At 71.7% G+C, this 15877-nt stretch carries 16 protein-coding genes; 10 read left to right on the plus strand and 6 right to left on the minus strand.

The genetic code is table 11. The features are described from left to right. Nucleotides 1-32: 32 nt before the first annotated feature. Entirely contained in the window at nucleotides 33-413 is a 381-nt protein-coding gene (locus B0I33_RS12760) for a sterol carrier family protein (protein ID WP_106178964.1), read from the minus strand. A gap of 57 nt (nucleotides 414-470) precedes the next feature. On the opposite strand from B0I33_RS12760, the gene B0I33_RS12765 reads away from it, so the two are divergent. The 4 genes from B0I33_RS12765 (at nucleotide 471) to B0I33_RS29935 (ending at nucleotide 4282) form a co-directional block, all read left to right on the plus strand. Beyond that, entirely contained in the window at nucleotides 471-1082 is a 612-nt protein-coding gene (locus tag B0I33_RS12765; RefSeq protein WP_106178965.1) for a type VII secretion system-associated protein, read from the plus strand. A gap of 128 nt (nucleotides 1083-1210) precedes the next feature. Then, on the plus strand, nucleotides 1211-1984 hold the full coding sequence (locus B0I33_RS12770; protein ID WP_245900696.1) for a lysozyme: 774 nt from the start codon (nucleotides 1211-1213) through the stop codon (nucleotides 1982-1984). Nucleotides 1985-2155: 171 nt separating this feature from the next. Beyond that, on the plus strand, nucleotides 2156-3022 hold the full coding sequence (locus B0I33_RS12775; RefSeq protein WP_106178967.1) for a lysozyme: 867 nt from the start codon (nucleotides 2156-2158) through the stop codon (nucleotides 3020-3022). Nucleotides 3023-3214: 192 nt separating this feature from the next. Continuing rightward, nucleotides 3215-4282: a hypothetical protein gene (locus B0I33_RS29935; RefSeq protein ID WP_181193275.1), complete on the plus strand. Its 1068-nt coding sequence runs from the start codon at nucleotides 3215-3217 to the stop codon at nucleotides 4280-4282. A 24-nt stretch (nucleotides 4283-4306) separates the two neighbouring features. Here B0I33_RS29935 and B0I33_RS12785 read toward each other — a convergent pair whose 3' ends face one another. After that, nucleotides 4307-4888 carry a helix-turn-helix domain-containing protein gene (locus B0I33_RS12785; RefSeq protein ID WP_106178968.1) on the minus strand — a complete coding sequence of 194 codons (582 nt, stop codon included), beginning with the start codon at nucleotides 4886-4888 and terminating at the stop codon, nucleotides 4307-4309. A gap of 13 nt (nucleotides 4889-4901) precedes the next feature. On the opposite strand from B0I33_RS12785, the gene B0I33_RS12790 reads away from it, so the two are divergent. After that, nucleotides 4902-5435: a GNAT family N-acetyltransferase gene (locus B0I33_RS12790; protein WP_245900638.1), complete on the plus strand. Its 534-nt coding sequence runs from the start codon at nucleotides 4902-4904 to the stop codon at nucleotides 5433-5435. Nucleotides 5436-5439: 4 nt separating this feature from the next. After that, on the plus strand, nucleotides 5440-6492 hold the full coding sequence (locus tag B0I33_RS12795) for a pentapeptide repeat-containing protein (protein ID WP_106178970.1): 1053 nt from the start codon (nucleotides 5440-5442) through the stop codon (nucleotides 6490-6492). A gap of 96 nt (nucleotides 6493-6588) precedes the next feature. Here B0I33_RS12795 and purL read toward each other — a convergent pair whose 3' ends face one another. Continuing rightward, nucleotides 6589-8877, minus strand: coding sequence for a phosphoribosylformylglycinamidine synthase subunit PurL (purL, locus tag B0I33_RS12800; protein ID WP_106178971.1), 2289 nt, complete (start codon nucleotides 8875-8877; stop codon nucleotides 6589-6591). 89 nt (nucleotides 8878-8966) lie between these two features. Here purL and B0I33_RS12805 point away from each other — a divergent pair, with 89 nt between their 5' ends. From B0I33_RS12805 to B0I33_RS12820, 4 genes are read left to right on the plus strand one after another with little or no spacing between them, the layout of a single operon-like run. After that, a complete protein-coding gene (locus tag B0I33_RS12805; RefSeq protein WP_106178972.1) occupies nucleotides 8967-10598 on the plus strand; it encodes an ABC transporter transmembrane domain-containing protein in 1632 nt (543 codons plus the stop codon). Beyond that, nucleotides 10589-12328: an ABC transporter ATP-binding protein gene (locus B0I33_RS12810; RefSeq protein ID WP_106179411.1), complete on the plus strand. Its 1740-nt coding sequence runs from the start codon at nucleotides 10589-10591 to the stop codon at nucleotides 12326-12328. The genes B0I33_RS12805 and B0I33_RS12810 overlap by 10 nt, the downstream gene beginning before the upstream one ends. A gap of 47 nt (nucleotides 12329-12375) precedes the next feature. Then, nucleotides 12376-12606, plus strand: a complete 231-nt coding sequence (locus B0I33_RS12815; RefSeq protein ID WP_106178973.1) for a type II toxin-antitoxin system CcdA family antitoxin — start codon at nucleotides 12376-12378, stop codon at nucleotides 12604-12606. Then, on the plus strand, nucleotides 12599-13012 hold the full coding sequence (locus B0I33_RS12820; protein ID WP_245900639.1) for a type II toxin-antitoxin system VapC family toxin: 414 nt from the start codon (nucleotides 12599-12601) through the stop codon (nucleotides 13010-13012). Before B0I33_RS12815 ends, B0I33_RS12820 begins: the two co-directional genes overlap by 8 nt. A gap of 40 nt (nucleotides 13013-13052) precedes the next feature. On the opposite strand, the gene purQ is transcribed toward B0I33_RS12820, so the two are convergent. The 3 genes from purQ to B0I33_RS12835 all read right to left on the minus strand — a co-directional run bounded on the left by purQ (nucleotide 13053) and on the right by B0I33_RS12835 (nucleotide 15755). Beyond that, nucleotides 13053-13739 (minus strand): phosphoribosylformylglycinamidine synthase subunit PurQ, encoded by a 687-nt coding sequence (gene purQ, locus B0I33_RS12825; RefSeq protein ID WP_106178975.1) that lies wholly within the window; start codon nucleotides 13737-13739, stop codon nucleotides 13053-13055. Beyond that, nucleotides 13736-13975 carry a phosphoribosylformylglycinamidine synthase subunit PurS gene (gene purS, locus B0I33_RS12830; protein ID WP_106178976.1) on the minus strand — a complete coding sequence of 80 codons (240 nt, stop codon included), beginning with the start codon at nucleotides 13973-13975 and terminating at the stop codon, nucleotides 13736-13738. Before purS ends, purQ begins: the two co-directional genes overlap by 4 nt. A gap of 271 nt (nucleotides 13976-14246) precedes the next feature. Beyond that, on the minus strand, nucleotides 14247-15755 hold the full coding sequence (locus tag B0I33_RS12835) for an aldehyde dehydrogenase family protein (RefSeq protein ID WP_106178977.1): 1509 nt from the start codon (nucleotides 15753-15755) through the stop codon (nucleotides 14247-14249). Between the last annotated feature and the right edge of the window lie 122 nt (nucleotides 15756-15877).

Consider the following 15877-nt stretch of genomic DNA (forward strand, 5'->3'; position numbering starts at 1 on the left):
CAATGCCACATTGGGGAGCTTCGCGGCCCCCGCTACAACCTGAGGACAGGCAGCCACGGGGAGAGGTCGGCGCGCGTTCCCGATGCGCCGACCCTCCCCCGCTCGACCGCTTCCGTCCACTGCAGACGGCCGGTGGCGAGCTCCAGCCAGGTGCGCGGATCGGTTTCGACGACGTTGGGCGGGGTGCCGCGGGTGTGCCGCGGCCCCGCCACGCACTGGACGGCCGCGAACGGCGGCACCCGGACCTCGACGCTGCGACCCGGTGCGTCGGCGGCGAGCGTGCGCAGGCTCAACCGCACGGCACTCGCCAGGTCGGCGCGCCCTGGTTCCGGGGCGCTGCCGTCCAGCCAGCCTGCGACCGCGGCCACGGCGGCACGTAACTCAGCGGGGTCGACCGATCGCGAAGCGGGCATGCCACCACAGTAGAGTGATCGCAAGCAGCAACGCACGGCAGAACGTGGGGTAACACCATGGCGCAGCGGGACGACGCGAACCGGCTGATCCCCGGCGAGCCCGCGACCAACAAGAAGCCCAAGATCACCCGCGAGATGCGGGCCAACGCCAAGGCCAACCCGAACAGCTGGCTGTACGTGATCGACGAGGCGTTCGATCCCAACGGCCGGGTGCCGTCGTGGGCGGTCGTGGGCGCCTACCCGGTGAACGCCGACGGCGAGATCGTCGAGGACTTCCACCCCAACGACCGCTACCGCCCGTCGCCGAAGGCGCTCGGCTTCCCGGAGCCGGACAACCACCTCGAGCGGTTGCTGCAGCTGGTGCGGACCCGGCACCGGCCCGCCGAGGACCTGCCCCCGGTGATCCTCGACTCGACGCTGTTCGTCTACGCCATGTCGCCCGTGCAGCGCACCGTGATCGGGTTCCACAACACCGACGGCCGCGTCATGGTGCCCGCCTACACGTCGAAGTCGCTGGTGCCCGAGGAATGGCCGCACGCGAGGGCGGTGCTCGGCAGGGACATCGTCGAGCTGCTCGCGGGCCATCCGCTGGTGATCAACCCGCACGACATCGTGACGGCGGTGGTGCCCGCGGAGCACCTCCAGCAGGCGCTCGACCAGGAACACTGACACCCGGTGGGGTGACACCCACTCGCGGAACCGGCTCTTTCGGCGCATGGTGATCTCTGGATGGGGACACTGACGCACCGGGAGTCACAGTGGAACGTCGCAAACCGTTGGTCTGCCTGGGTACCGCTCTGCTCGTCGCGAGCTCGATCGTCCACAGTGGTGGTCACGCGGCCGCGGCGGACTATTCCGGTGCCGAGCACCGGCACGCCGGTTCCCAGATCGCACTCCACGAGGGAGTGCACGGCGCTCCACCCACCGGCCGGTTCGCGGCGGCGGGAAAGACACTCGGGCACGACGTCAGCGGCTGGCAGGGCGATGTGGACTGGCCAGCGGCCGCCCGCGACGGAGCACGGTTCGTCTACGTCAAGGCCACCGAGGGCACCGGCTTCACCAGCACGTCGTTCGCCCAGCAGTACAACGGCTCCTACCGGGCGGGCCTGATCCGCGGCGCCTACCACTTCGCCCGGCCGGACGTGTCGGGCGGAGCGGAGCAGGCGCGTTACTTCGTCGAGCACGGCGGCGGCTGGTCGCCGGACGGCAAGACCCTGCCCGGTGCGCTCGACGTGGAGTACAACCCGTACGGCGACACCTGCTACGGCAGGAAACCGGCCGGAATGGTGGCGTGGATCAAGGACTTCTCAGCCACCTACACCCGGCTGACCGGGCGGGCACCGGTGATCTACACCAGCACCAGCTGGTGGCGGAAGTGCACCGGCGACAGTGCCGCGTTCGGCGACACCAACCCGCTGTGGCTCGCGCGTTACGCCCCGCGGATCGGCGAGCTGCCCGCGGGCTGGCCGACCCACACGATCTGGCAGTTCGCCGACTCCGGCCCCCTTCCCGGCGACCAGAACTACTTCAACGGGGCACCCGACCGCGTCGCCAAGCTGGCCGCGGGGTGATCTTCGTGAAATACCCACTCAAGTCGCCTATTTCAGGTCAACTAGTGACAAACACCACTCGATGCGGTAACAATCAACGCCCGAACGGCTACCTGCAGTGAGCCGTTCGGCAGCGAGGGCAACAGAAAGTCCGGGGACCCGGCGGTCCCCGGTCCGTGAAGGGACACCCCTATGTTCACTGCACGAAGAGTCTGGCGGCGCCTGCTGACCGCCACGATCGCCGGAACGGCCGGTGCGCTCCTGCTCGGCGCGCCATCCCCTGCCACGGCCGGGCCGGCGGACATCGACGCCTACGTCCGCGCGCACGACCATCCGATGGGCTCGCAGATCGCCAGGGTGGAGGGAGACCGGTCCACCGCCTCGACGAAGCGGCAGGCACTCCGGCCGCAGGGGCTCAACTCGGACGGCGTCCAGGCCACCGCCACCGTGCCCGGCATCGACGTCAGCGGCTGGCAGCAGAACGTCGACTGGAACCACTGGTGGAACCAGGGCAAGCGGTTCGCCTACGTGAAGGCGACCGAGGGCACCGGCTACAAGAACCCCTACTTCGCCCAGCAGTACAACGGCTCGTACAACGTCGGCATGATCCGCGGCGCGTACCACTTCGCGCTGCCCGACCGCTCGTCCGGCGCCACACAGGCCAACTACTTCGTGAACAACGGCGGCGGCTGGTCGCGGGACGGCAAGACCCTGCCGGGCGCGCTGGACATGGAGTACAACCCGTACGGCGCCACCTGCTACGGCAAGAGCAAGGCGGCCATGGCGGCGTGGATCCGCGACTTCCACGACACCTACCACAGCCGCACGGGCCGCTGGCCGGTCATCTACACGTCCACCAGCTGGTGGAACCAGTGCGTCGGGACCGCGCAGAGCTTCGGCAGCACCGTTCCACTGTGGGTGGCCCGCTACTCGTCCTCGGTGGGCACCCTGCCCCACGGCTGGAGCTTCCACACGTTCTGGCAGTACACGTCGAGCCCGATCGACCAGAACTCGTTCAACGGGGCCTACGACCGGCTGAAGGTGCTCGCCACCGGCTGACGCGGCCCGTTCGCACCCGACCCGAGGGCTCCCGTCCGGTGTACCGGGCGGGAGCCCTCTCGCGGGCAGGACGATCACCAGGCAGAATGCGGTTCACCGATGCGGGAGGGGGAGGAACCGCAGCCGCCGCCGCTGCGTCGGACCACGCGGAGCGCACCACTGGGGGCGCTGTGATCTACGGAGGCTTCGGCGATGACGTACCCACCCCAGCCCGGGCAGCCCTACGGTCAGCAGCCCGACCCGTACGGCCAGGGCGGCTACCCACAGTCCGGCCAGTTCCCCCAGCAGGGCGGCCAGTACCCCCAGGGCGGGCAGTATCCGCCGCCGGGTGGTCAGTTCCCGCCGGGCGGGCAGTACCCGCCACCGGGTGCGCAGTACGGTCAACCGGGCGCGTACGGGCAGCAGCCCGGCGCGTACCCGCAGGCGGGCGGGTTCGGCGGGCCGCCGCCACCGCCGAAGAAGAGCAGGGCGGGACTGTGGATCGGGCTGTCGGCGGGTGCGGTCGTGCTCATCGCCTTCCTCGTCACGGCGTTTCTGGCGCCTGGCTTCCTGCTGGGCGACGAGAAAGGCGGCGAGAACGGACCGCAGGCGGTCGCACAGCAGATCGTCGACGGCATCAACAACGACGACACCCAGTTGCTGAACTCGCTGAAGTGCGGCAACGCGGGAGAGGACGTCGACGAGACGATCGACTCGGCCAAGGACCTCTCGCAGGCGAAACTGACCGGTGAGGTCACCCAGGACACCGAGACCAATGCCACCGCGCCGGTCAGCGTGGTCTACGAGAGCAAGACGTTCCAGGTGCGGGGCCTGCTGGAGAAGAGCGCGGAGAAGTGGTGCTGGCAGGACATCAAGATCGACTCCAACTCCGGAACGGCCTCCGGTGGAGAGGCCTCGATGCCCGCGGAGCCGACGGTGACCGACAGCGACCCGACCGAGGCGACCGGCGCGGGAGACGGCGGCACCGGGGTCACCGACGGGAACGAGATCATCGGCACGCTCGTCGACGCGCTGAACAACGGCGACAAGGCCGCGGCGATGGCCACGATGTGCGGCGACTCGGCCAGCCTCAACGAGTCCGACGTTGACCGCGCCGTGCAGGAGGGCGCGCAGCTGGAGGCGGGCAAGGCCGAGGGCTCGCAGTTCCGGGTCGAGGCGACGATCACCGGCACGGTCGGCGGTGAGCCGGTGTCCGAGGCGTCGGTGTCGGCGACCAACTTCGACGACAAGGGGTTCTGCGTCTCGATCCTCTGGCTCTGAACGGCGATGGGGGCGTGGGGTGGGTCAGCCGCCCCGCGCCCTCGCCGTTCGCGGGCGCATGATGATCGCGGCCACGTGGTAGGTGCACGGCCGCGTCCCGTGGTTGGCGTAGTGCAGGGTGGCGTCACCCGCGAGGTACACGGAGTCCCCGGCCGCCAGCTCGACCGTGCGGTGCCCGTCGACGGTGAGCGTAAGCGTGCCGGAGTCGACGGCGATGAACTCGTGCGAGCCGGGCGCGTAGGCCGGGTAGGTTCCCGGAACACAACCCGGCGGCAGGGTCGAGCGGATCCACTCGAAGTTCACGCCGGGCACGACGGGGGTGAGGATCGTGCGCCGCCAGCCACCCGGCTCGTCCACCACGTCCTGCTCCGCGGCCCTGCGGACGATGATCCGCTCGCTCTCCGGTTCGGTGACGAGCGACGCGAGCGGTACGCCGAGCCCGGCCGCGATCCGGTCCAGGACCAGCACGGTGGGCGCCTTGTCACCGCGTTCCACCGCCGACAGCATGCTCACGCTCACCTCGGAGAGCTCGGCGAGCTCCTGCAGCGTCAGCCGCCGCTCACGGCGCAGCTCCTGCACGCGGCTGCCCAGCGTCACCAGATCCATCTACACTATCGTAGTGACAAATTCTCCTATAGAGAAACCACCGGTGCTGCGCGCCGCCGTCCGGGAGGATCTGCACGCGGTGGCCGCGATCTACGCGCACCACGTGGAGCACAGCGTCGCGACGTTCGACCTGGAGGCTCCCGACGTGGCGGAGTGGGATCGCCGGTTCGCCGCGATCCACGCCGCGGGACTGCCGTTCCTGGTGGCCGAACAGGACGGAGCGGTCGCCGGGTACGCGTACTGCGTGCCGTGGAAGTCCAGGCCCGCCTACCGGTGGACCGTGGAGAACTCGATCTACCTTGCCCCGTGGGCGGTGGGCCACGGCATCGGCGACGTACTGCTGGACGGCCTGATCGCCGGGGTGGCCGAGGTGGGCGTGCGGGAGGTGATCGCCGTGGTCGCGGACTCCGGCGACCCCGCGTCGCGCGCCCTGCACGAGCGGCGCGGCTTCACCGAGGCGGGCCGCCTGCGCCGGGTCGGGTACAAGCACGGGCGGTGGCTGGACACCGTCCTGCTGCAGCGGTCGCTCCGCGGGGAGGGTGACTGACCCCGTGACACGCGAGCGGCCCGCCTGGAGATCCCCGCTGACCGGCACCATCCTGTGCTCGGTGCTGCTCCTGCTCGCGATCAGCGTCTGGCTGCTGGCCGACGAACGGACCAGCCGCAGCGACGCCCTGCGCACGGGCGGCCTCGCCGGCGGAGCGGTCATCGCGCTGTACGCGCTGTGGCTGAACGACCGTCGCCGCCGGATCGAGGAGGCCAGGCACGAACTGGAGAGCAGCCGGGTCTCCGACGAGCGGTTCGCACGGTCGATCGAGCTGCTCGGGCACGACACCGACCAGGTGCGCGTGGGGGCGATGCACGCGCTCGCCGGGCTGGCGAGGAGCAGGCCGGAGTACACGCAGACCGTGCTCGACGTGCTGTGCTCGTACCTGCGCAGGCCGTTCCACCATCCCCGGTTCCAGGGCGAGCCCGACGCCACCGACCGCGAGAGCGAGCGGGAGCTGCAGGTGCGGCTCACCGCGCAGCGGCTCGTCGTCGACCTGTTGCCCCAGGCGGGCACGCCCGGAGCGCCGTCCTACGACCTGGACCTCACCGGGGCCGCGCTGGAGTACCTCGACCTCTCCGGGCGCAGGCTGGGCACCGTCGTGCTGCGCTACACCTACCTGCACAGCAGCACGAACGTGAGCGAGTGCGAGTTCACCGGGCCGGTGTGGTTCACCTCGGCGCGCACCGGCCACGGCAGGCTGGCCGGGCGGTTCCTGTGCCGGAACGCGGTGTTCCACGAGCGGGCGTGGTTCGCCAAGGCACGGTTCACCTCGATCGCCGACTTCACCGGCACCACGTTCGCGGGCGAGACGAGCTTCCGCGGCGCCGTGTTCGCCGGCGACGCGCTGCTCGGCGAGACCTCGTTCCCGGGAACCGCCGACCTGCGCGACGCCCGCTTCCACGGCTACCTCGACCTGCGCTGGACGCGGGGGCCCCAGGCGGTGCCGCTGGACGACACACTCGTCGAGCCGGATCGCGGCGCCGACCTCCCGGACGGCTGGACAACCGAGGAGCTGCCCGACGGCCGCACCAGGCTCACCGCCCCGGCCACGTGACACGCTCCCCAATGCCACATTCGTGGCGTTGAACGCCACCAGTGCGGCATTCGGTGCGCTCAGTGTCACCAATGCCACATTGGGGAGCCCGGAGGGTTACGCCTCGAACAGCGCGGGAAGGGCGCCCTCCCAGGCCTGCCGGAGCTCACCGAGGTCGAAGTCGGCGACGCCCTGGATCTCCAGCGACCCGGACTCCGGGTCCACGACCCCGGCCTTGCGCCACGGAAGCCCACGGGCCGTGCACATCTCCGTGAACCGCAACTCCTCCGAGCGTGGCACGGCCACCACCACGCGGCCCGCGGACTCGGAGAACAGCTGCACGAACGGGTCCGCGTCGGGATCGAGCAGGATCCGCGCGCCGCACTGCCCGATGAGGGCCATCTCGACGAGCGTCTGGGCCAGCCCGCCCTCGGACACGTCGTGCGCGGCCGAGATCATGCCGTCCCGCGAACCCGCGACGAGGATCTCGGCCAGCAGCCGCTCCCGCTCCAGGTCCACCTCGGGTGGCAGCCCGCCGAGGTGGGAGTGCACCACCTGGGCCCAGGCCGAACCGCCGAACTCGGCGCGGGTCTCGCCGAGCAGCAGCAGCGTCTCGCCCGCCTCGGCACCGATGCCGGTGGGGATGCTGCGGCGCACGTCGTCGATCACGCCGAGCACGCCGACGACGGGTGTCGGGAGGATCGCGGTGTCCCCGGTCTGGTTGTAGAAGCTGACGTTGCCACCGGTGACCGGGATGCCCAGCTGGGCGCAGCCGTCGGCCAGCCCGTGCACCGCCCGCTCGAACTGCCACATCACCCCGGGATCCTTGGGGGAGCCGAAGTTCAGGCAGTTGGTCACCGCGAGCGGCATGGCCCCGCTCGTGGCGACGTTGCGGTACGCCTCGGCCAGCGCGAGCTGCGTGCCCCGGTACGGGTCGAGGAACACGTACCGGCTGTTGCAGTCGGTCGACACGGCGACCCCGCGACCGGTCGACTCGTCGATCCGGATCACGCCGGAGTCGGACGGTTGCGCGAGCACCGTGTTGCCCCGCACGTACCGGTCGTACTGCTGAGTCACCCACTCCTTCGAGGCCAGGTTCGGCGACGAGACCAGCCGCAGCAGCGTGTCCCTCAGTTCGTCCGGAGTGGACGGACGAGGCAGCGAGTCAGGCGTGTCCGCCTGCACCGCGTCCTGGGTGACCGGCCGGGCGTACGGCCGGTCGTACACCGGTCCCTGGTGCGCCACGGTGCGGGGCGGCACGTCCACGACGGTCTCGCCGTGCCAGGTGATGACGAGGTGGTCGCCGTCGGTCACCTCGCCGATCTCGGTCGCGATGACGTCCCACTTCGCACAGACCTTCATGAAGTCGTCCACATCGGACGGTCGGACGACCGCGCACATCCGCTCCTGCGATTCGCTGGAGAGGATCTCGGCTGGGGTCATGCCCTTGGCGCGTAACGGAACCCGGTCGAGCTCGACCCGCATGCCACCGTCGCCCGCGGCGGCGAGCTCGGACGTGGCACAGGAAAGACCCGCTCCCCCGAGGTCCTGAATGCCCACCACGAGCCGCTTGCCGAACAGTTCGAGGCAGCACTCGATGAGCACCTTCTCGGTGAACGGGTCGCCGACCTGCACGCTGGGCAGCTTCTTGCGGCCGCCGGTGGTCTCGTCGCCGGAGAAGGTGTCGCTGGCGAGCACGGACACGCCACCGATGCCGTCGAGGCCCGTCCGCGCGCCGAACAGGATGATCTTGTTCCCGGTGCCCGAGGCGTGCGCGAGGTGCAGGTCCTCCTTGCGCATGGCGCCGACGCACAGGGCGTTCACCAGCGGATTGCCCGCGTAGCTCTCGTCGAACACCACCTCACCACCGACGTTGGGCAGGCCGAGGCAGTTGCCGTACCCAGCGATGCCGGCCACCACGCCGGGGAGCACGCGGCGGGTGTCGGGCGCGTCGGCGGGGCCGAACCGCAGCGGGTCGGCGACGGCGAGCGGGCGGGCGCCCATCGCCAGGATGTCACGCACGATGCCGCCGACACCGGTCGCCGCACCCTGGTAAGGCTCCACATAGGACGGATGGTTGTGGCTCTCCACCTTGAACGTGACCGCCCAGCCGTCGCCGACGTCGACGACACCGGCGTTCTCCCCGATACCGGCCAGCATCTTGGCCCGCATCTCGTCGGTGGTGGTCTTGCCGAAGTAGGCCAGATGCCGCTTCGACGACTTGTACGAGCAGTGCTCGCTCCACATCACCGAGTACATCGCCAGCTCGGCGTCGGTGGGCCTGCGACCGAGGATCTCGCGGATGCGCGCGTACTCGTCCTCGGCCAGCCCCAGCTCCAGGTACGGCTGGGACGCCTCGGGGGTCTCTCGTGCGTGTGCGGTGGTGTCTACGGCGGGGGTGTCCACGTGAGGTGCTGCCACCCTTCCAGGATAGAGGGCGCTGACCGGGGAAAATCGGTCGCCATCGCCGACCCTCGCTCGTAACGTCGTCGGACGTGTCCGCACGGCCGTATCCGGCTCCCGACGTGCGGGTGCCCGACCGGCCGACCCCGGTGGGCTACCTGCTCGCGCTGCTGCGCACCCGCCCCTGGCTCGCCGCGGGGGCGGCGCTGGCCGGTGCCCTCTGGCTCACGCCGGGCGCCCTGCTCCCGCTCGTGGTCGGCGAGGCGGTGGACGCCGGGATCGCCCGCGGCGACACCGGCGCGCTGCTCGGCCTTGCCGGCGCGATCCTGGCGATCGGCCTGGTCCAGGCGGTGTTCGGCGCCACGCTGGGGTTCCTCGCGCACGGCCTGTGGATGCACGGTGCCTCCGCCACCCAGCGGCTGGTGACCCGGCACGTCGCCCGGCTCGGGGCGGCGGCGCGCGAGCGCGTGACCACGGGCGAGGTGATGGCCGTCTCGTCGGCGGACATCAACAAGGTGGGCAACGTGCTGGAGGTGATCGGCAGGCTCACCGGCGCGATCGTGGCGTTCCTCACGGTCGGCATCGTGCTGGTCGGCTACTCGCCGTTGCTGGGCGCGGTGTCGCTCGTCGGCGTTCCGCTCGCGGTGCTGGGCATCGGCCCGCTCATCGCCCCGCTGCAGCGGCGGCAGGCCGCCCAGCGCGAGGACCTGGCGGCCCTGAACGCGCTGGGTTCCGACATCGTGTCCGGGCTGCGTGTCCTGCGCGGGGTCGGCGGCGAGCGGCAGTTCCTCGACCGCTATCGGGCGGCCAACGAGCGCGTCCGCCGCGCCGGGATCGGGGTCGCCAGAAGCGAGTCGTGGCTGGTCGCCGCGGAGGTGCTGCTACCGGGCCTGGTCACGGTGGTGATCACGTGGCTCGGCGCGCGGCTCGCGCTGGCCGGGACCATCAGCGTCGGCGAGCTGGTGGCGTTCTACGGCGCCTCGGCCTTCCTGGTGATCCCGGTGAGCACCGCGACGGAGAGCGCGGGGGTGTGGACCTCGGCGCTGGTCGCCGCCCGCAGGGCGAGCCGGATCCTCACCCTGCGGCCGGTGCTGGCCGAGCCGGAGGTCCCGCTGTCCTTGCCCGAGGGACCGCTGGAGCTGCACGACAGCGAGACCGGGTTCACCGCGGTCGCGGGCAAGCTCGTGGTGGTCGACGCCGGAGCCGCGGCCGAACCGCTCGCGATGCGGCTGGCCCGGTTCACCGACACCGCGCCGGGGCAGCGGGTGCTGGTCTCCGGCGTCCCCGCCGACCGGGTGGCGCTGGCGGAGCTGCGCGCGCGGATCGTGTACGCCCACAACCAGGACCTGTGGTTCTCCGGGGTCCTCGGCGACGAGGTCGCCCCGGCACCGGTGCGCGGCGTGCCGGTCGCGGACGCGTTGTGGGCCGCCGACGCCGCGGACATCGTCGACGCGCTGCCCGCCGGGCTCGACGAGCTCATCGGGGAACGCGGTCGCGAGGTCTCCGGCGGGCAGCGGCAACGGCTCAACCTGGCCCGCGCGCTGGCCGTGGACGCCGACGTGCTCCTGCTCGACGAGCCCACCTCCGCGGTCGACGCGCACACCGAGGCACGGATCACCGAGCGCGTGGCCGCGCTGCGGAGGGGAAGGACGACCGTGGTGTTCAGCCAGAGCCCGCTGTGGGCGGCGGTGGCCGACGAGGTGGTGCGCGCGCCGTGCAACTGAGACTTCCGCTCGCGACGCGGTGGGACGTCCGCGCGTGGGCCCGCACCACCTGGCACGCGAACCGGCGGGACTTCCTGCTGGTGACGGGCCTGTTCGGCCTCGCGGCCGGCGCGGGCCTCGCCGGGCCGCAGCTGCTCGGGCACCTGGTCGACGAGGTGGCAACGGGCTCGGGCACGGTCGGTGTCGACGTGCTCGCGCTGTCGTTCGGCGCCATCCTGCTGGTCCAGGCGTCGCTCAAGCGGGCGGCGCGGGTGCGGGCGGGTCTGCTCGGCGAGCGGGTGCTCGCCCGCGCCAGGGAGGACTTCGTCACGGCCGCACTGCGGCTGCCGCTCGGCACGGTGGAGGCCGCGGGCACGGGTGACCTGCTGACCAGAGCGACGTCCGATGTGCAGCGGGTGGACCTCGCCGTGCGGCGCGCGGCACCGGAGATGCTGATCGCCGCGACCACGGTCGTGCTGACCGTGGTCGCGATGGTGCTCACCTCGCCGGTGCTCGCGCTGGCGCTGCTGGCGGCGCTGCCGGTGCTGGTGCCGACCCGCTGGTACTGGCGCCGCTCGCCCGCGACCATCGAGCGGATGCTGGAGCGGTGGTCCGGGGTGCAGTCGGCGACGCACGAGACGGCCGAGGGCGCCCGGACCGCCGAGGCACTGGGGCTGACCGGCCGCCGGATCGCCAGGGGCGAGCAGGAGCTGCAGTCCGCCCTGGGCGGGGAGCGGGAGCTGCGCGGACTCCAGGCGCGCTGGGTCCCGTGGCTGGAGCTGTCGCACGCGCTGCCGGTCGCGGTGCTGGTGCTGCTCGGCGGGTTCTGCTACACGCGGGGCTGGGTCGAGCTGGGCACGATCACCACGATGGTGCTGTACGTGCAGGCGCTGGCGGCGCCGCTGGACGAGCTGCTGTGGTGGGTGGAGGACCTGGCCGTGGCGGGCACGGCGCTGCGGCGGGTGCTGGGCGTGCGCACCCCCGCGGTGCCGCGCCCGCCCGTGCCCGCGCCGCGTGACCAGGACATCGAGGTGCGCGATGTCCGCTACGGGTACACGGCGGGCCGGGAGGTGCTGCACGGCATCGACCTGCGCATCCCCCGCGGGGAGCGGCTGGCCGTCGTGGGCCCTTCCGGTGCGGGCAAGTCGACCCTGGGCAGGCTGCTGGCCGGGATCGCGGCACCGGACGCCGGGTCGGTGACCATCGGCGGGGCGGAGGTCTCGGCGCTGCCGGACGACGTGCTCCGGGGCGAGGTGCTGCTGCTCACGCAGGAACAGCACGTGTTCGCCGGGACGTTGCGGGAGAACCTGACCCTGCCCGCGCGGCCGGGCGGCGGCGACTACTCCGACCGGGAGCTGCTGGACGCGCTCGCCGCGGTGGGCGCGCGGGACTGGGCCGCGGCGCTGCCGGAAGGCCTGGACACCCGGCTGGCCGCGGGTGAGCACGCCGTGCCCGCGGCGGTGGCGCAGCAGCTCGCACTGGCCAGGGTGGTGCTCGCCGACCCGCACACGCTGGTGCTCGACGAGGCGACGTCGCTGCTGGACGTGACGTCGGCGCGGGACCTGGAGCGGACGCTGGCCAGGGTGCTCGCCGGGCGGACGGTGGTCGCGATCGCGCACCGGCTGCACACGGCGGCGAGCGCCGACCGGGTGGCGGTCCTGGAGGACGGGCGGATCACCGAGCTCGGCAGCCACGCGGAGCTGCTGGCCAGGGACGGTCCCTACGCGGCACTCGTACGGGCCAGTTCGTGAGCGGACGACCGAGTCCACCGGAGCAGCGATGTGTGTATACTGTGTGTATGGCCAGGTTGAACGTGTACCTCCCGGATGAGCTCGCCGAACGGGCGAAGTCGGCTGAGCTGAACGTCTCCGCGCTGGCGCAGGCTGCCATCGCGGACGCCTTGCAGCGGAGGGCGACGGATGCCTGGCTCGCCGCACTCCCGGAACCGCGCGGCACTGTCTCGCACCGGGCAGCACTGGACGCGCTCGACGAGGCCAGGGACGAGTGCGCCGGGGAGTCGGGTGCCTGACCGTACCGGCGAACTCGTGGTGGTCGACGCCTCGACGATGGTGGACATGCTCGCGGGCACCCACCACGCCGCGCCGGCCAGGACCCGGTTGGCCGGAACCGTGATGCACGCACCGGCGCACCTGGACGCGGAAGTGCTGTCCGCACTGGGACGGCTGCACCGCGCGGGTGAACTGAGCACTGCTGACGTCGAAGGCGGGCTGGGCGCACTGACGGCCGCACCCCTCACCCGGCACGCGGTCATCGAACTCGCGCCGGGAGCCTGGGCACGCCGGGCGGACCTGCGGCTGGCCGATGCGCTCTACGTCGAACTCGCGGCCCGGCTGCACGCGCCGCTGCTGACCACCGACCACCGTCTGGCCCGCGCCTGCGCGCACGCCGAGAGCATCACACTCCCGGAGCAGTGACCTCGTGAGTGGGGAACGTGGTTCTCACCACGTTCCCCACTCACGAGGCGATGGCGGCCGTGAGCGCGTCGAGGGCGGAGTAGAACATGCCGAGGCCGTCGTCGGAAGGGCCGGTGAGGGCGTCGATCGCGTGCTCCGGATGCGGCATCAGCCCGACGACCCGGCCGTTCGGGCTGCAGATGCCCGCGATGTCGTTGCGCGAGCCGTTGGGGTTGCCGCCCACGTAGCGGACGACGACGCGCCCCTCGCCCTCCAGCGTGTCCAGCGTGGGCTGGTCGGCCATGTAGCCGCCCTCGCCGGACTTGAGCGGGATCAGGATCTCCGCGCCCGCGTCGTAGCGGGTGGTCCACGCGGTGGTGTTGTTCTCCACGCGCAGCCACTGGTCGCGGCACACGAAGTGCAGCTTGTCGTTGCGCACGAGCGCACCCGGCAGCAGCCCGGCCTCGCAGAGGATCTGGAAGCCGTTGCAGATGCCGAGCACCGGCATGCCCTTGCCCGCGGCCTCCAGCACGGGGGTCATCACGGGGGCGAACCGGGCGATCGCGCCGCAGCGCAGGTAGTCGCCGTAGGAGAAGCCACCGGGCACGATCACGGCGTCGACGCCCTTGAGGTCGGCGTCGGCGTGCCAGAGGTCCACCGGCTCGGCCCCCGAGTAACGCACCGCGCGGGCGGCGTCGACGTCGTCGAGCGTGCCGGGGAAGGTGATGACCCCGATCCGGGCGGTCACTGCTCGATCCTCCGCACGGTCCAGTCCTCGATGACCGGGTTGGCCAGCAGGCCCTCCGCGATCTTGGCGAGCGTCTCGTCGTCGACGGAGTCGTCGACCTCCAGCTCGAAGTGCTTGCCCTGACGCACCTCGCGGATGCCCTGGAAACCGAGGCGCGGGAGCGCGCCGGCGACGGCTTGGCCTTGGGGGTCGAGGATCTCGGGCTTGGGCATGACGTCGACGACTACTCGGGCCACGACTGGCTGCTCCCTCATTTGTGCAGGTCGATGCCCTCTCAGGATACTCGTAGGGGCCGAGGAGCCCCCGACACCCCTCGGCCCCTACGTCGACTTCACAGGGTTCGTACAGCCGGAGGACGTCCTGCTGTTCCCGCACGTTGCGCGCCGACGGAACGATTCGCCGGATCGGCCCAGTGTGGATCAATGGTGATCACCCTCAGCAATGTCATGAGTGGCTCGTTACCGACGAATGTCGTCAGGAACGAGCCACTCATGACCACCGCGAGGGTCAGGAACGGCCGTGCAGCCTCCTGATGAGCTTGGTGACCATCTCCTCGGTCTTCTTGGTCCTGGCGAACGTGGTGAGCGCGAGCGGCGCGGTGAAGCGCTGCCGCGCGATCGCCTTCGCCCTGGCGAACTCCCGCAGCCCCTCGGGGCCGTGGATGCGGCCGAACCCGGAGTCTCCGACGCCACCGAAGGGCAGCGACGCGATCCCGGCGAACGACAGCGGGGCGTTGATGGCCGTCTGCCCGGTCCGCAGCCTGCGGGCCAGCTCCATCCCGCGCCGCTTGGCGAACACGGTGGAGCCGAGGCCGTAGCAGGAGTCGTTGGCCTTCGCCACGGCCTCGTCCATGTCCCGCACCTTGGCGATCGTGACGGTGGGACCGAAGGTCTCCTCCCGCACGGCCAGCGAGTCCTCGGGCACGTCGACGAGCACGGTCGGCTCGACGTAGCGGTCGCCGACGGCGTCCGCCCCGCCGACCAGCGCCCGGCCGCCGCGGGCGAGCGCGTCGGCGATGTGCCTGCGCACGACGTCCAGCTGCGCGGGCATGGTCATCGGGCCGTAGTGGGCTCCCTCGCCGGTCCCCGCACGGACGGTCCCGGCCCGCTCGACGACCTTGGCCACGAACTCGTCGTACACCCGCTCGTGCACGTAGACCCGCTCGACACCCACGCAGGTCTGGCCGGAGTTGGAGAAGGCGCCCCACACCGTCGCCTCGGCGGCGGCGTCCAGGTCGGCGTCGGCGTCGACGAGCACGGGGTCCTTGCCGCCCGCCTCGATGACCACCGGCGTCAGCGTCTCGGCCGCCGCGGCCATGATCTTCTTGCCGGTGGCGGTCGACCCGGTGAAGGCGATCTTGTCGACGCCGGACTTCGTGAGCGCGGCACCGGTCGCGCCGTACCCGGTGACGAGCTGGAGCACCGGCTGCTCGGGCACCGCCTCGGCGAAGGCGTCGACGAGCCATTTGCCGACGCCGGGCGTGTACTCGCTGGGCTTGAACACCACGGCGTTGCCCGCCGCGAGCGCGTAGCTGATCGAACCGAGCGGCGTGAAGACCGGGTAGTTCCACGGGCCGATCACGCCGACCACGCCGAGCGGCTGGTACTCGACGGTCGCCGCCTGGTTGGACAACAGGAGGCCCGGCGAGCGCCGCTGCCTGCCGAGCACCTTGCGCGCGTGCTTGGCGGCCCAGGCGATGTGCTCGATGGCGAGCACGGCCTCGAGCTGGGCGTCGCCGGTCGGCTTGCCGGTCTCCTTGCTCACGACGTCGCACAGCTCGGACAGCCGCCGCGCCACGATGCCCTTCCACCTGCGCAGACGCTCGGCGCGACCCTCGAAGCCGAGGGAGTCCCACCAGCGGGCGGCCTCGCGGGCCCTGGCCACGGCCGCCTCGACGTCCTCGGCCGTGTGCACGGGGTAGGTCCCGACCACCTCGTCGGTCGCCGGGTCGAGCGAGTCGAACGTCTCGACGCCGGACTTCGCGGCGCCGGATCGCGGAGCTTGCACGGTCGTCATGGCACGCCTCCATTGGCCTCGGCTTGCCCCCAGCGTACGACGCTTACTGGCAGGCTGCCAACTACCTGGTTCCTGAGGTCAGGATCGCACAGTCCGGCGCCGCGCACCCTTGGTGACGGACT

The sequence above is a fragment of the Prauserella shujinwangii genome (genome assembly GCF_003001955.1).
Taxonomy (GTDB): Bacteria; Actinomycetota; Actinomycetes; order Mycobacteriales; family Pseudonocardiaceae; genus Qaidamihabitans; species Qaidamihabitans shujinwangii.

Bases quoted from the DNA above. Each gene is read 5' to 3' on its own strand.
- B0I33_RS12835 (WP_106178977.1), bottom strand. From the start codon at position 15,755: ATGACGACCGTGCAAGCTCCGCGATCCGGCGCCGCGAAGTCCGGCGTC.
- B0I33_RS12760 (WP_106178964.1), bottom strand. From the start codon at position 413: ATGCCCGCTTCGCGATCGGTCGACCCCGCTGAGTTACGTGCCGCCGTG.
- B0I33_RS12765 (WP_106178965.1), top strand. From the start codon at position 471: ATGGCGCAGCGGGACGACGCGAACCGGCTGATCCCCGGCGAGCCCGCG.
- B0I33_RS12815 (WP_106178973.1), top strand. From the start codon at position 12,376: ATGGCCAGGTTGAACGTGTACCTCCCGGATGAGCTCGCCGAACGGGCG.
- B0I33_RS12785 (WP_106178968.1), bottom strand. From the start codon at position 4,888: ATGGATCTGGTGACGCTGGGCAGCCGCGTGCAGGAGCTGCGCCGTGAG.
- B0I33_RS29935 (WP_181193275.1), top strand. From the start codon at position 3,215: ATGACGTACCCACCCCAGCCCGGGCAGCCCTACGGTCAGCAGCCCGAC.
- B0I33_RS12775 (WP_106178967.1), top strand. From the start codon at position 2,156: ATGTTCACTGCACGAAGAGTCTGGCGGCGCCTGCTGACCGCCACGATC.